Here is a 14,819-nt window from a genome sequence, read left to right as displayed (position 1 = left end):
TTAGATCGAATCCAGATTACGCCCGTTGCTGGCAATAACCTGTTTGTACCACCAGAACGATTTTTTGCGGATACGCTCAAGGCTGCCGTTACCTTGATCGTCACGATCAACATAGACGAAGCCATAACGTTTACTCATTTCACCGGTCGATGCCGCCACTAAATCAATGCAGCCCCAGGTGGTATAGCCAATCAGCGGAACACCATCAGCGATGGCGTCGCCCATCGCCTGAATATGCTGCTTAAGGTAACTAATGCGGTAATCATCGTTAATTTCGCCGTCAGCATTCATTTCATCGTGCGCGCCTAATCCGTTTTCCACCAGGAAAAGCGGCTTTTGGTAGCGGTCATACATCATGTTCATGGTGATGCGCAGACCAAGCGGATCGATGCCCCAGCCCCACTCGCTACGCGGCAAGTGGGGATTGGTAAGTGATTTCACCACATTGGCGGCGCTGCTGTTTTGCTCATTCATCTCAGCCGACGCACAGCGCGAGGCATAATAGCTGAAAGAGACAAAATCAACCGTGTGACGCAGCGTGGCGGCGTCTTCAGGCTCCATCGCAATTTCCACGCCTTTTTCCCGAAACACGCGAGCGGCATAAGAAGGGTAGGCCCCACGCGCCTGCACATCGATGAAGAACAGGTTTTCGCGATCTTTTTCCAGTGCTGCCCAAACATCTTCCGGCTTGCACGACCACGGATAAAAATTGCCGCCCGCCAGCATGCATCCCACCTGGTTAGCGGGATTGACCTCATGCGCAATTTTCGTGACCAGCGCACTGGCTACCAGCTCATGATGCGCCGCCTGATACTTCACCTGTTCTGGATTTTCATCAGGCTCAAACACCAAACCCGCGCCCGAAAAAGGACTGTGCAGGAGAATGTTGATCTCGTTAAAAGTCAGCCAATATTTCACCAGACCGTCAAACGCTTCAAAGCAGGTACGCGCGTAGCGGCTGAAAAAAGCGATCATTTTGCGGTTGCGCCATGAACCGTATTCCGTCACCAGATGCATTGGCACATCAAAGTGGCTTAGCGTTACCAGCGGCGTGATGCCGTATTTCTGGCACTCTTCAAACAGGCTACGGTAAAAAGCGATACCTTCTTCATTCGGCGTCAGTTCATCGCCTTTTGGGTAAATACGGCTCCAGGCTATCGAGGTACGGAATACGGTAAAACCCATTTCGGCCATCAGCGCAATATCGTCCTGGTAGCGACGGTAAAAATCGATGGCTTCATGACTGGGATAGTATTCATCGCTGCGCAGCGCAAAGCGCTTCTCCAGGCCCAGCTTTACCGGCATGCGGTGTGCACCATGGGGAATCATATCCACCGTGGTTAAGCCTTTGCCGCCGGCCAGATAGCTCCCCTCAGACTGATTAGCGGCTAATGCGCCGCCCCATAAAAATCCCTCTGGAAATGTCACTGCAGACATAAAAACCTCATTTACACCTTGGATAAATTAACGTTGGCTGGCTTAGCGTTCTCTGCTGCAGCTTTTGCCGGTGTATTCTCGGTCACCGGAATATCTTCAAAGCCCAGAATCAACGTAAGCACGAAGGAGAGCACCACGGAAAGCACCATCACGCCACCAACCCACACCATGCTCATCGGATTGCCAGGGTCAAAAAATTGTACGCTGGTAAACAAACCTGGTGAGGCCATCGAATGGCTGGCAAGCCCGCCAATGCCGGCTACCGCGCCGCAAATAAAGCCGCTTATCAGGCTGGCGATCAGGGGACGTTTGAGGCGAACCGCCACGCCGTACAGCGCCGGTTCGGAGATGCCCGCTATAATCGCCGACGCGGCTGCGGCAAACGCCGTCTGGCGCAGTTCCGGATTTTTGGTTTTAAACGCTACCGCCAGCGAAGAGCCGCCAAGCGACAAATTGGCACCGATTTCTGAAGGCATTACCATGCCTTCTTTACCCGTTTCGGCAATGGTTTGGATAATGGTGGGGGTGAACACACGATGCATGCCGGTCATCACCAGTAGCGGCCACAGCGCGCCCATAATGGCCACTGAAAGCCAGCCAAGATAGCCGTGAATGGTATAAACCAGCGCCGAGATACCGCTACCAATCCAGATGCCGAGTGGACCAATCAGCACAATGGCGATCGGTGCCGCTACCAGCACAATCAGCATTGGCTTGAGGAAATTCTTTGTCACTGCCGGTGTGATGCGATCAATCCAGTACTCGATATGTGACAAGATCCAGGTCATTACCAACGCCGGGATCACCGTGTAAGTATATTTCACCGCCGTAACGGGGATATAGGCGAACTCAACCGCCTGACCCTGCGCGGCTTTGGCCATCAAATCAATAAAGTTGGGATGAACCAGCACGCCGGCAATCGCAATCGCTAATGACATATTGGTTTTGAATTTGAGCGCCGCCGAGGCCGCCACCATAATCGGCAGGAAGAAGAAGGCACCATCACCAATGACGTTAAGAATTACTAGCGTAGACGAACCTTTTGCCAGTACGCCGCTCATCTCTAACACCATCGCCAGCAGTTTGACCATCGAACCGCCAATGATCGCCGGAATCAGTGGCGACATGGTGCCCACCAGCGCGTCGAGAATCCCGGCACCGATGCTGCGCAGGGTGATTTTGCGTTTTAACGGCGCGGCACCATCGCGGTTGGGCGTACCGAGCTTCAACACTTCCTGATAAGCGAGGTTAACGTTATTTCCAATGATCACCTGACATTGGGCATCGGTATGGACGACGCCCATCACGCCGGGAATGGCCTTCAGCGTGGCGTTATCAATCTGCGCGCTATCTTTCACCACAAAGCGCAGACGCGTCATGCAGTGCGTTACCGCTTCGATATTGTCTAACCCGCCGAGCGAAGCCACGATGGCGCGTGAGACTTCCGCATAATTTTTAGCCATGGATTTTTGGTCTCTGTTTTTTTAGGTAGAAGTACAGCCGCCTTCTGTATGATTTATCATCATGAGAAACCGGTTTCACAAAATCATGAAGATGTGGGTTTTCACAGGCAAGAAATTTAAAATTTAATGATCGGAAATGTGAAGTTGATCGGATCGAGCAGAACCATAAATTCGTCGCGGCAGCAGAAAAATTGCCGCACAATTCGCAGCTTAGGTACACTGCGGCAATGAGCATGGAAAAAGAGTGAATCATGGCGACCATACTTGAGGTGGCAAAAGTAGCAGGCGTCTCCAAAGCGACGGTGTCGCGCGTGTTATCGGGCAATGGTTATGTCAGTCAGGAAAAACGGGAAAAAGTGTTTGAGGCGATAGCCGCAACGGGTTTTCGCCCCAATTTACTGGCGCGCAACCTTGCGACCAAATCGAGCCAAACGATAGGATTGGTGATCACCAACACCTTGTATACCGGCAGCTATTTCACTGAATTGATGCAGCACTCCGCACGCCTGATGGAACAGCAGGGGCGTCAACTGCTACTGGTGGATGGCAAACACAGTGCTGAAGAGGAGCGTGCCGCCATTCAATTCCTGCTCGATCTGCGCTGTGATGGGGTAATCATCTATCCGCGTTTTCTCACCACGGATGAGATGGACAACATCATTGCGCAGCATAACCAGCCGATATTGGTGATCAACCGCCGCCTGCGTCAGCACGACAGCTATTGCATCTATTCCGATCAGCAGCGCAGCAGCGCCGAAGCGGTGGAGCAATTAATTGCTCTGGGCCATCGCGATATCGCGTTTATCACCGGGTCGCTGGATTCTCCGACCGGACGCGAGCGTCTGGCGGGCTACAAAGCGGCATTGCAGAAACAGGGCATTGCGGTTGATGAAGGGTTGATCGTGGCGGGCAAATGGCAAGCGCAAAACGGCATGGCGGCGGTAAACGCGCTTGTTGCGCAGGGGCGCAATTTCACCGCGCTGGTTGCCAGTAACGACGATATGGCCGTGGGTGCGCTTAAAGCGCTGGCACAACATCAGATTGCCGTGCCCGCACAGGTAGCCGTGATTGGATTCGATGACATTCCGCTGGCGCCTTTTACTATTCCTGCACTGTCGAGCGTAAAAATGCCGGTCACCGAGATGATTCAGGAGACCATCGAACGTTTGATTGCGATGCTGGACGGCGGTGAAATGCGCAATGATAAAATGTTTAGCGGCGAACTGATTGTGCGGGAATCAATGGGGCCCGGGCCTCATAACAATTTGTGATGGATTAAGTAAAATTTGGCAATGTATCAGTTTCCATCCTGTTATTTCACCGATGGCCAGTTATTACTCTGCTAATAAATGGCTTTATTATTTTTACGCATTAAAAAACAAAATTGATAAAATGCAATGGGAAAAGAGTTCCCTCCACAATGTTCGTTAATTTATTGAGGCCAGTAAACAGCAAGCAACGCCGCAATTATTTGTTAGGTTATGTTCTCATTCCATTCCTTCTTAATCAGAATTAGTCTTATTGCTAATAAAAGTTACGTGGTGTTAATTTGAGTTAACTCACCAGTCATCTTTCCTGAGGGAATTATGCACGCACGTATAACGCATCTTGATGGAATGCGCGGTTTAGCGATTCTCATGGTTATTGGTTATCATGCCTACGCACGATGGGCGGAATTATTACCCTATGCCACTGCTACAGAGCATATTCCCGTTTTTGCTTATGGTTGGCTTGGTGTGGAATTATTCTTTATGATCTCTGGCTTCGTCATTTTTATGACGCTGGATAAATCGGTTAGCTACATCAGTTTCCTGAAAAAACGCTGGCTGCGTCTTTTCCCTGCCATGTTTATTGCCAGTATGTTGTTGTACTTTGTCGGCGGACTCTTTCCCGAATGGTCAGCGATGACGCCGCAGGTCAAAAACCTGCTGCCCGGCCTGATATTTACCAATCCAGAAACCCTGTCGCAGTTAACCGGCATTGAGTTTAAATCGATGGCGGGTTCGTTCTGGTCGCTTTATGTTGAAGCCGTTTTTTATCTTATTATCGGTGCCATCTATTTTACCTTTGGGCGTAAATATTGCTTACCAGGATTGCTGGTACCCATGCTGCTGCTGTCTGCCTCTTCGGTATTGAAGTCGTTGGGCTATCCTCTGTTTATAGATGTTATTGCCAAGTTCGGTTTTATCCATTACTCATGGTTTATGGTAGGCTGCCTGGTTTACGAAAGAATGCACGGGCGCGATAAGCTGTTGCATTACGCCATTGTGGCGTTCGCGATGCTGATTAATTTCAGCTATTACGTTAAGAATGCCGGCGTAATGACAATTATTCCTTTGCTTGTCGTCATGCTGTTTTTTATTGCCAGTTTCTATTTTAAACAGATGGAGCGCATACTCTCCGTGCGTTTTTTCACGGCGATTGGTTTTGCCAGCTACGCCTTCTATCTTATCCATGAAAACTTAATGATCGCTACGCTAATTAAACTGAATGTTTATATTAAGAGTGAGGGGATCATGCTATTCATGCCGATTGTTGTGGCTACCGTGCTGTATTATATCGCATTTCTGATCACCAAATATGCAGAGCCAACGTTGAGAAATATGCTTAAAGGCAAGCGCGTGCCTGCGGCACCGCAATCGGGGGCGGGAGCTTAATACTTCAGCCTGATTGGTTTGGTCTTTCTCAGGGTGCGCTTTTAGGCGCACCGGTCGCTTTCGTCTGCGCATCAGATGTTTACCACCGCCATTTAGTCCTTTCATCCCTCCTTCGGAATTTCTAAAGCAACACCTCGGTTAATGCTGTTTTCACTGTTTCAGGCCGCAGGGTATATCTGACGTAAATCTTTCACTGTTAGCAGGCTGACATGAGCACACATACGCGCATTCGTAAATTCAACACCAAAGAGACGTATCCCAACCAGGCTCTAGATAACGATCTTTGCCAGGCCGTTCGCGCCGGTAATACCGTTTATGTCCGCGGGCAGATAGGCACTGACTTTGCGGGCAATCTGGTGGGGTTAGGCGATCCTGCCGCGCAAGCCGAACAAGCGATGAAAAATGTCAAACAGCTGCTGGAAGAAGCGGGCAGCGATTTGTCGCATATCGTGAAAACCACCACTTACATTATCGATCCGCGCTATCGCGAGCCGGTGTATCAAGTGGTGGGCAAATGGTTGAAAGGGGTGTTTCCCATATCAACTGGCCTGGTGATTTCCGGCCTCGGCCAACCGCAGTGGCTAATGGAAATAGATGTGATCGCCGTGATCCCCGACGACTGGCAGCCAGCAGAAGGAGCATGAATTAATGACGTTATCCATTGTTGGACGCTGCGCGGCAACTGGCCAAATCGGCATCGCGATCGCCTCATCCAGTATCGCTGTGGGCGCGCGTTGCCCGTGGTTACGCTCTGACGTCGGTGCCGTCTCAACGCAAAACATCACGTTACCGGCGCTTGGACCACGCATTTTGGATCGCCTGCAGCAGGGTGACAGCGCTGAAGCCGCGTTGCGTAGTGGTTTAGCGAGCGATTGCTGGTTTCAGTATCGCCAGATAACGGTGTTAGCGGCCGATGGGCAAAGTGCCTGGTTCAGCGGAGAGCAAACGTTGGGGATACATAACGCGCAAAGCGGTAACCAGTGCGTCGCCGCCGGTAATTTGCTGGCCAATCCCGAGGTCATCCCGGCGATGGTCGCTGCTTTTGAGCAGCAGCAGGGGCAACTTGCCGCGCGTTTGCTGGCGGCGATGCAAGCCGGCATGGCGGCGGGAGGTGAAGCGGGCCCGATACACTCAGCCGCCTTATCGATCGTGGCGGATCAAGTGTGGCCGATTGTCGATCTCCGTGTTGACTGGACCGCAGCCGAGCCTATCGACGAGCTGAACCAGCTATGGCTGGCTTACCAGCCGCAAATGAATGATTACGTGACGCGCGCCATCGATCCCACTCAGGCACCCAGCTACGGCGTGCCGGGTGACGAGTAACGTTCAAGGAGCGGTGATGTTAACCAGTCGACAACTGCTTGAAACGTTGGTGGCGTTTGATACCACCAGCCGCGAATCCAACCTGGCGCTGATTGATTTCGCCTGGCGCTACTTAACCGATCTGGGGGTCAGCTGCGAGCTGATCCACAACGCTGAACGCAGTAAAGCCAATCTTTATGCGCGGCTGGGGCCAGCGGGCGATGGTGGCGTCATGCTCTCCGGCCACAGTGATGTGGTGCCGGTAGAGGGGCAAAAATGGAGCGTGCCGCCGTTTACCCTAACCGAGCGTGACGGCAAGCTATACGGGCGCGGCACGGCAGACATGAAGGGCTATATCGCCTGTATGCTGGCCGCGGTTCCGCATTTTCTGGCGCAGCCGCTTACGCAGCCTCTTCATCTGGCGATCACTTACGATGAGGAAGTGGGCTGCGTTGGCGTGCGTACTTTGCTTGACGCGCTGGCGCAACGTGCGGAAAAACCGGCGATTTGCCTGATAGGCGAGCCAACTGAACTGCAGCCGGTGCTGGGACACAAAGGTAAACTGGGCGTGCGCTGTGAAGTGAAAGGCGCCGCCTGTCATTCGGCCTATGCGCCGCAGGGCGTGAATGCCATCGAATACGCTGCCAAATTAATTCATCGCCTCACTGCGATAGGCGAACGCCTTTCGCAACCGCAACGGCAGGATGCACGTTTTGATCCCCCGTTCACGACGGTACAAACGGGCACGATCAACGGTGGCACCGCGTTAAACATTGTGCCAGCCGAATGTACCTTCGACTTCGAAGTCCGCACCTTACCGCACGATAGCGCGCAGGCTATCGCCGATGAGCTGGAGAATTTCGCTCAAACCGCACTTTTACCGCCTATGCGGGCTATCGCACCTGAAAGCGGCATCCGTTTTTATCCTATAAGCGGCTATCCAGGTCTATTCACTGATAAGGAGAGCGCGGCGGCGCAGCTGATTGCCTACCTGACTCAATCAACCGATTTTTCAACGGTAGCCTTTGGTACGGAAGGCGGGCTGTTTCATCAGGCTGGCATTCCCAGCGTAATTTGCGGACCCGGCAGCATGGCGCAGGGCCATAAGCCGGATGAATTTATCAGCGTTGCCCAGCTTGACGCGTGTGATGCCATGCTGGCTCGTCTTGCCGGATGGATGTGCCGCTCATTATCGTGACAACGTCACGGATTGCGTTGCTTTATGTTTTCCAAATGCCAGCTTCAGTAAGCACTAACCGTGTTACACGCGCACAAGCCGTATGCTGGTGACAAGCAATACAGCCCCGTTTTTTGGAGATTCCATGGTAAGTGCAGAAGTGACTTCATTCCCGCATCCTGAGCGGCTTGCGCCAGCAGCGAAAGCCGTTAACGTTGCCGTGCAATTAGATGGCGTGCTAAAGCGTTTTGGTGACGCCATCGCGTTACACAAGATTTCTCTCACGATTGAAGAAGGCGAGTTCATTACGCTATTGGGGCCATCTGGCTGCGGGAAAACTACGCTGCTTAATCTGATGGCGGGTTTTGCCGAAGCCGACGGCGGCGAAATTTTCATTGATGGCGATTTGGTGACGGAGATTCCGCCTTATCAGCGTGAAATCGGCATCGTATTCCAGAATTACGCGCTATTCCCGCATATGACGGTAGAGAAAAACGTCGGATACGGCTTGCGTATGCGCGGTGTGGCGAAAGATGAAATTGCTGAGCGTGTTGAACAGGCGTTGGCGCTGGTCAAACTGGCGGGCTACGGCCACCGCAAACCGCGCGAGTTATCTGGTGGACAGCAGCAGCGCGTGGCGCTGGCACGGGCGCTGGTCATTCGCCCGAAAGTGCTTTTGCTGGACGAACCCTTCTCCGCACTGGATAAAAATTTACGCTTATCGATGCAGGTCGAGCTAAAAGCTATCCAGCGCAAACTGGGCGTTACCACGGTGTTCGTGACGCACGATCAGGGCGAAGCATTGAGCATGAGCGATCGCGTTGTCGTGATGTCAGCGGGGCACGTGCGGCAAATCGGCACGCCAGATGAGATCTATCGCCGCCCGCGCGATCCTTTCGTCGCTGGTTTTGTGGGCGATGTGAACATTCTGCCGGGTCGATACGCCGGCCGTGATAGTGCTGCGGTGGTTGAACTGGGCGGCAATGCGCTGCGTCTGCCCGCGGAACGCGTCCAGGCTACGGTGGGCGAGCGGCTTGACGTGTATGTCCGCCCTGAGAACATTCAACTGGCTGCGCTTGGGCCGCACTCCTTCCTCAGCGCGACGGTGATCACCCATGTCTTCCAGGGCGACCATGTTGATGTGCATCTTGATGTGCCCGCGTTAGGCAGTGCGACACTGTTTGCCCGTCAATCGGGGCTGGAATCATTGACGCGCTGGCCGGTGGGCAGCGTGGTGGGCGTGATGTTTGATGATGAGGGCGTTTGCGCCTTTACCTCTGAGAAGCAGGGATAACGCAGATGCTACCAGAAATGATGAAAGCGGTGATTGCTCACCAGCCGGGCGGCCCCGAGGTGTTAACCATGGTTGACCGCGCGGTACCGCAGCCAGGGGCAGGTGAAGTGCTTATCCGCGTAAGCCATGCGGGGGTGAACCGTCCTGACATTATGCAGCGCAGCGGGATGCCCGTTCCACCCGGTACCAGCGAGGTGCTTGGTCTGGAAGTATCGGGCGTTGTCGCGGAATTGGGTGAGGGCGTTGATAGCCTGAACCTCGGCACGCCGGTGATGGCGCTGCTCAACGGGGGTGGCTATGCCGAATATTGTGTCGCACGCGCCGAACTCTGTCTGCCGGTGCCGGCAGCGCTGCCGCTGGCGCTGGCCGCCGGCGTGCCGGAAGCGGCCTTTACCGTCTGGCATAACCTGTTTGAGCTAGGCCGCCTAACGCCGGGTGAAACCGTGCTGATTCATGGGGCGGCCAGCGGCGTGGGCAGCTTTGCGATTCAAAGTGCGCAGGCGTGTGGCGCGCGGGTTATTGCCACGGCTGGCGGAGCCGCTAAGATTGCCGCACTTCAGCGACTCGGCGTGTGGCGCGCCATTGATCGCCACAGCCAGGATTTTGTCGCGCTGATCCAGGATGAAACCCAAGGCCACGGGGTTGATGTGGTGCTGGACAACGTGGGGGGTGACTATGTGGCCCGCAATCTCAGCGTTATGGCGCAGGGCGGACGCCATGTCAGCTTGTCATTTATGCGCGGCGCTAAAATTGAACTCGATTTGCAACTGGTGATGCGCAAAGGCTTGAGCCTGACCTCATCCACGTTACGTCCTAAGCCGGCCGCTGAAAAAGCGCGTCTGGCCGAGTGTCTGCGAAAACACATTTTGCCGCTGCTGGCAGCAGGAAAAATCATTCCCACGCTACATCAAACCTTACCGTTAGCGCAGGCGGCTGAGGCACATCGCATCCTGGAAGCCAATGCCAATATCGGCAAAGTACTGCTCGCCATTGATCAACCAGGAGTGTCGAGATGATGCAGCTCTACTACGCCAGCACCTCGGCTTATGTTCGCAAAGTCATGGTTACGGCACATTGCCTGGGGCTGCTCGATGAGATTACGCTTTTGGCGTCAGCGGCCCATCCCATCGAACGCGATGAGCGCATTGCCAGCATCAATCCTTTAGCCAAGGTGCCTGCGCTGCGAACCGAGACGGATTTATGTCTGTATGACAGCCGCGTGATTTGCGAGTACCTCAACGCACGCGCGCAGGGAAATTTACTGCCGGCGCACGGTGAATCCCGCTGGGTAAGTCTGGCTCGTCAGGCGTTGGGTGACGGATTGATCGATGCAGCACTGCTGGCGCGCTATGAGTTCAGCGCGCGCCCGGCAGAGAAGCAGTGGCCTGGCTGGGCTGATGCGCAGTTAAAAAAAGTCAGCGCCGCACTGGGGGAAATTGAACGTCAGGTTGTCGGCTTTAACACCCTTCCCGATGATATCGGTTTAATTGCTATAGGTTGCGCGCTCGGTTACCTCGACTTCCGTTTTGCCGGGATGAACTGGCGTAAGCAGCATCCCCTTACTGCCGCGTGGTTTGCAATTTTCGATGCTCATCCGGCCATGGCCGCCACGCGCCCGCATTGATAGTCAGGAGCTTACATGGCACAGCAGATTTTCTTCCTTAACGGACCGAACGCAAATTTGTACGGCATGGATAAAGGCGGCACTTACGGCACGGAAAGTTTTGTCAGTATTGGTGAGCGATGCCAGCGCCGTGCGGCAGCACACAACGTGAACCTGCAATTTCGCCAAAGTAATCATGAAGGCATTATTGTCGACTGGATTCAGGAGGCACGTCAGCACGCGGCGGGGATAATTATCAACGCGGCGGGGCTGAGCTACAGTTCAGTACCTATTCTGGATGCCTTGCTAATGTTCGATGGGCCCATTATCGAAGCGCATATGAGTAATATCTGGAAGCGTGAACCCTTTCGCCATCACTCAATGGTTTCCAAAGCGGCCACCGGTGTGATTGCCGGACTCGGCGTGCTGGGGTACGAGCTGGCGATTGATGCGGTGGTCACGTTGATAAAGGCGGACGCGGCATGAGTACGTTGGTGTTTTACAGTGAATTCGACAGTTTCACCGAGTGGTCAGCGTTATTGGCGCCGCATCTTCCCGGCGTCACTATTTGTCGCGCTGAAGAGGTACAGCAGGCTGATGAGGTGCACTATGCGCTGGTGTGGAAACCCCCGCACGGTTTTTTTGCCCCTTATCGCCATTTAAAACTGTTGGTCAATCTGGGGGCTGGCGTTGATTCGCTGGTTGGCCGTGATGATTTGCCAGACATTCCGATAATCCGCCTGTCGGATCCGCATATGGCGCGCATGATGGCCAGCTACGTGCTGTTTGCCGTGCTGCGCTACGCGCGTGATATACCGGCGTTTGAGCGGGCGCAGCGCGATCGACGCTGGCATTATCTGCATCCGCGATCGCCAGAAAGCGTGCGCGTAGGGGTGCTTGGTTTGGGTGAGCTGGGAGCCTATGCCGCGAGTGAATTGGCGCGGCAGGGGTTTGATGTCCGTGGCTGGTCGCGTTCGCAGAAAACGCTGGCTGGCATTGCCTGCAGCAGCGGAATGGATGCGCTGGACGATTTCCTCGCCAGCAGTGACATCCTGGTGGTAATGCTGCCGTTGACGCCGCAAACCCACGGATTGCTGAACGCTGAAAGATTAGCGTGCTTGCCGCAAGGCGCTGCGTTTATCAATGTGTCGCGCGGTGCCATCGTTGATCAGCAGGCATTAACTCTGGCGCTGAGGCGCGGGGATATTGCCGAAGCAACGCTGGATGTCTTCGATCGTGAACCTTTACCTCCAGATGATGCATTGTGGGGCATGGATAATGTGCTGATCACGCCTCATCTGGCATCTGTGGCGATCCCCGCCAGTGCCGCACCGCAGGTGGCGGATAATATTCACCGCATCACTCGCGGGGAGCCGGTGTTAAATCAGGTGTTTCCGCAACAAGGTTACTAAAGCAAGCGCTTAGTTGCGTCGCTATGCATCCAGGTGCGCATGAACGCGCACCCTACGACATCCCCTCACCCTTTATGGTGTCCGGTTCACGCTTATCTGACGAGCATTACGCCACCTTGACCACTTGCGGATCGAAATAGCTCGGTGCCGCCATGCCGGGAATGTACTGGTCGGAAATAAACATGCGGCAACGCTCGGCAAAGGCACTGACCACCATCGATTGCTGCACATGTGCCACCGTGGCATAGCCGAGTTGCATGGGCTTATTCACACCCGCCAAACGTACGCGAATTAAGCGTTTACCATCCTGCGAAAGGTGAGCTTTGGGCCGCACGTTAGCGATGCCAAAACCTACGCCGTTTGCCACCATCGCGCGGACCACTTCCATATTGCTCGAGCGCATAACAATGTTGGGCGTGACGCCCGCCTCACTAAACAGACTCAGAAAATATTCCCGGCTCCACGGCATATCCAGCAATACCATCGGCACATCGGCCAGATCCTGCATAGAGACGGCTGATTGCGTGGCGAACGGATGATGTTCACCCACCATCACATAAGGCGGCAACTGCGCGAGTGATTGAAAGGTGATGTCGCCGGCAGGAACCAGATCGTAAGTCAGGGCAATATCGATATCGGCCGCACGCAGCTGTTTCAATAGCTGCTCGTGATTGCCCTCTACCAGCGTGATACGCACGCCAGGAAAAGCGCGACCAAAACCGAACACCAGTTCAGGCGTCAACATCGGCGCTAAGGTATCGAGACAGCCGACGCGCAGCGGTCCGCGCACATTATTCATGGATTCTGAAGCAATCGTGTAGAGGTTCGACATCTGCTCCAGGATCAGCTTCGCCTCTTTTAAAACCTGATGGCCGATGGCGGTGAGTGAGACGCCCTGCGCGTGATGACGGACAAAAAGCTGCACGCCAAGCTCAGACTCAATATGGGTGATAGCCGCTGAGATCGACGGTGATGAAACGTGGATACGTTCCGATGCGCCGATAATGCTGCCCGCTTCACCGGAAGCGACAAAATATTCCAGCTGACGCTGGGTGATGCGACTGAGCATGCAGATTCTCCTGGGATTGCTGACGCGCTCATGTCGCGCCAGTCATTCTAATTGTGTTGGAGACTATGCATTTATCATGCCGGCTCCCGTAACAGGATAATCACCTGCCTGCATCTCTTCGCCCATTCGCTTCTGCCTCACCTGCGGTTAAGAAAATCCTTGCCAGAGCAGCGCTTTTTTTAGCGTCAGAAATTCTGACGCAACAGCGAGGTAAATGCTGTTTTACCGAATCTCAGCCTGACGGCAATATCGCTTTAACACCAGAGAGCTGCCTTCGCACTGTTGTAGTGCAATGCGACGTAACGGAGCAGACGGTGGTTCACAGTTGCTACCACAGCCATTTCATTCATTGGGGACGAGAATATGTTGCGTAAGATTTGTGCCTTAACGTTGTTGACCACTGGCGTATTAAGCGCGGGCAATGCAATGGCCGCAGATAAGCTGATTGTCAGCACCTGGGGCGGCAGCTTTAAAGATCTGATTGATCAAACCATCGCGAAAGAGTTCACCAAAGAAACCGGTGTTGAAGTGCAATTTGTCACGGGCGGAACCATTGACCGCCTCAACAAAGCCAAGTTGGCCGGCGGCTCGCCCGAAACGGATGTGACGTTTACCACCGCGCACGTCGGCTATTTGTATGCCAACAGCGGTCTGTTTGAGAAGCTCGATATGAGCAAAATCCCCAATGCGGTCAATCTGGTGCAGCAAGCCAAAGTCAGCCCTTATCACCTTGGTGTTTGGGGTTATGTTTACACCATCGGCTACCGTCCCGATTTAGTGCCAAAAGGCGAAACCTTCTCCAGCTGGAACGATTTGTGGCGCCCTGAGCTGAAAGGATCGCTGGCGCTGCCCGATTGGGATCCCAGCCATATTATTGCGGTATCTGCCAAGCTCTCCGGTACGGATGCAGCACACTGGCAACAGGGGCAGGCCAAGCTGAAGGCGCTGATTCCTAACATCAAATCCTTCTATACCGATGATGCCAACAGCCAACAGCTGATCTCTACCGGCGAAACCCCGGTGCAGGTGATGTTGTCGATGAATGCCTACAGCATGATTGCCGAGGGCGTCAACATTAAGCTGGCCATTCCCAAAGAGGGCGCAATTCTCGGGGTGGATACCGTGGGAATCAACAAAGGCACTAAGCATGCCGACCTGGCCTACAAATTTATGAACATTGCGCTTAAGCCGGAAATCCAGCAGCAGGTGGCGAAGATCTATCGCGGCAGCCCAACGGTGACCAATGCGCATATCGATCCTGAGCTGGCGAAGTTGCCGGGCATGCTGACCACGCCCGAACAGTGGAATGCCACCATCAACACCGATCCGCAGCTGCGCGCGGAGAAAACCGCCGAATGGCGTCAGTGGTTCTCGGAAAACATCATGTCTCATTGAGGGGGATGGG

14 protein-coding genes are annotated in these 14,819 nt (G+C 54.0%); 11 read left to right on the top strand and 3 right to left on the bottom strand.

Annotation, left to right across the window (positions count from 1 at the left end):
- Both CRO19_RS21840 and ascF read right to left on the bottom strand, forming a co-directional pair.
- On the bottom strand, positions 1–1,437 hold the full coding sequence (locus tag CRO19_RS21840) for a 6-phospho-beta-glucosidase (protein ID WP_097097933.1): 1,437 nt from the start codon (positions 1,435–1,437) through the stop codon (positions 1–3).
- A gap of 11 nt (positions 1,438–1,448) precedes the next feature.
- Entirely contained in the window at positions 1,449–2,900 is a 1,452-nt protein-coding gene (ascF, locus tag CRO19_RS21835; RefSeq protein WP_097097932.1) for a PTS cellobiose/arbutin/salicin transporter subunit IIBC, read from the bottom strand.
- Between the two features lie 251 nt (positions 2,901–3,151).
- Between ascF and CRO19_RS21830 the strand changes: the two genes are divergently transcribed.
- The 10 genes from CRO19_RS21830 to CRO19_RS21785 all read left to right on the top strand — a co-directional run bounded on the left by CRO19_RS21830 (position 3,152) and on the right by CRO19_RS21785 (position 12,345).
- A complete protein-coding gene (locus CRO19_RS21830) occupies positions 3,152–4,171 on the top strand; it encodes a LacI family DNA-binding transcriptional regulator (RefSeq protein WP_097097931.1) in 1,020 nt (339 codons plus the stop codon).
- Between the two features lie 315 nt (positions 4,172–4,486).
- Positions 4,487–5,557, top strand: a complete 1,071-nt coding sequence (locus tag CRO19_RS21825) for an acyltransferase family protein (RefSeq protein WP_097097930.1) — start codon at positions 4,487–4,489, stop codon at positions 5,555–5,557.
- A gap of 209 nt (positions 5,558–5,766) precedes the next feature.
- Entirely contained in the window at positions 5,767–6,201 is a 435-nt protein-coding gene (locus tag CRO19_RS21820; protein ID WP_097097929.1) for a RidA family protein, read from the top strand.
- Positions 6,202–6,205: 4 nt separating this feature from the next.
- Positions 6,206–6,880: a DUF1028 domain-containing protein gene (locus tag CRO19_RS21815; protein WP_097097928.1), complete on the top strand. Its 675-nt coding sequence runs from the start codon at positions 6,206–6,208 to the stop codon at positions 6,878–6,880.
- Positions 6,881–6,896: 16 nt separating this feature from the next.
- Positions 6,897–8,057, top strand: a complete 1,161-nt coding sequence (gene argE, locus CRO19_RS21810) for an acetylornithine deacetylase (RefSeq protein ID WP_097097927.1) — start codon at positions 6,897–6,899, stop codon at positions 8,055–8,057.
- A gap of 124 nt (positions 8,058–8,181) precedes the next feature.
- A complete protein-coding gene (locus CRO19_RS21805; protein ID WP_097097926.1) occupies positions 8,182–9,330 on the top strand; it encodes an ABC transporter ATP-binding protein in 1,149 nt (382 codons plus the stop codon).
- Positions 9,331–9,335: 5 nt separating this feature from the next.
- A complete protein-coding gene (locus CRO19_RS21800) occupies positions 9,336–10,346 on the top strand; it encodes an NAD(P)H-quinone oxidoreductase (RefSeq protein WP_097097925.1) in 1,011 nt (336 codons plus the stop codon).
- Complete coding sequence (locus CRO19_RS21795) at positions 10,343–10,954, top strand: glutathione S-transferase family protein (RefSeq protein ID WP_097097924.1); 612 nt, start codon at positions 10,343–10,345, stop codon at positions 10,952–10,954. The genes CRO19_RS21800 and CRO19_RS21795 overlap by 4 nt, the downstream gene beginning before the upstream one ends.
- A gap of 15 nt (positions 10,955–10,969) precedes the next feature.
- Entirely contained in the window at positions 10,970–11,419 is a 450-nt protein-coding gene (locus CRO19_RS21790; protein WP_097097923.1) for a type II 3-dehydroquinate dehydratase, read from the top strand.
- Positions 11,416–12,345, top strand: a complete 930-nt coding sequence (locus CRO19_RS21785; protein ID WP_176519237.1) for a 2-hydroxyacid dehydrogenase — start codon at positions 11,416–11,418, stop codon at positions 12,343–12,345. The genes CRO19_RS21790 and CRO19_RS21785 overlap by 4 nt, the downstream gene beginning before the upstream one ends.
- A 106-nt stretch (positions 12,346–12,451) precedes the next feature.
- Here CRO19_RS21785 and CRO19_RS21780 read toward each other — a convergent pair whose 3' ends face one another.
- Positions 12,452–13,414 (bottom strand): LysR family transcriptional regulator, encoded by a 963-nt coding sequence (locus CRO19_RS21780; protein WP_097097922.1) that lies wholly within the window; start codon positions 13,412–13,414, stop codon positions 12,452–12,454.
- A 363-nt stretch (positions 13,415–13,777) separates the two neighbouring features.
- Here CRO19_RS21780 and CRO19_RS21775 point away from each other — a divergent pair, with 363 nt between their 5' ends.
- Positions 13,778–14,809: a polyamine ABC transporter substrate-binding protein gene (locus tag CRO19_RS21775; RefSeq protein ID WP_097097921.1), complete on the top strand. Its 1,032-nt coding sequence runs from the start codon at positions 13,778–13,780 to the stop codon at positions 14,807–14,809.
- Positions 14,810–14,819: the final 10 nt, after the last annotated feature.

The sequence above is a fragment of the Candidatus Pantoea floridensis genome (assembly GCF_900215435.1).
Classification (GTDB): Bacteria; Pseudomonadota; Gammaproteobacteria; order Enterobacterales; family Enterobacteriaceae; genus Pantoea; species Pantoea floridensis.
Note: the sequence above shows the minus strand (reverse complement) of the source record. Positions and strands in the feature narration are given on the sequence as shown.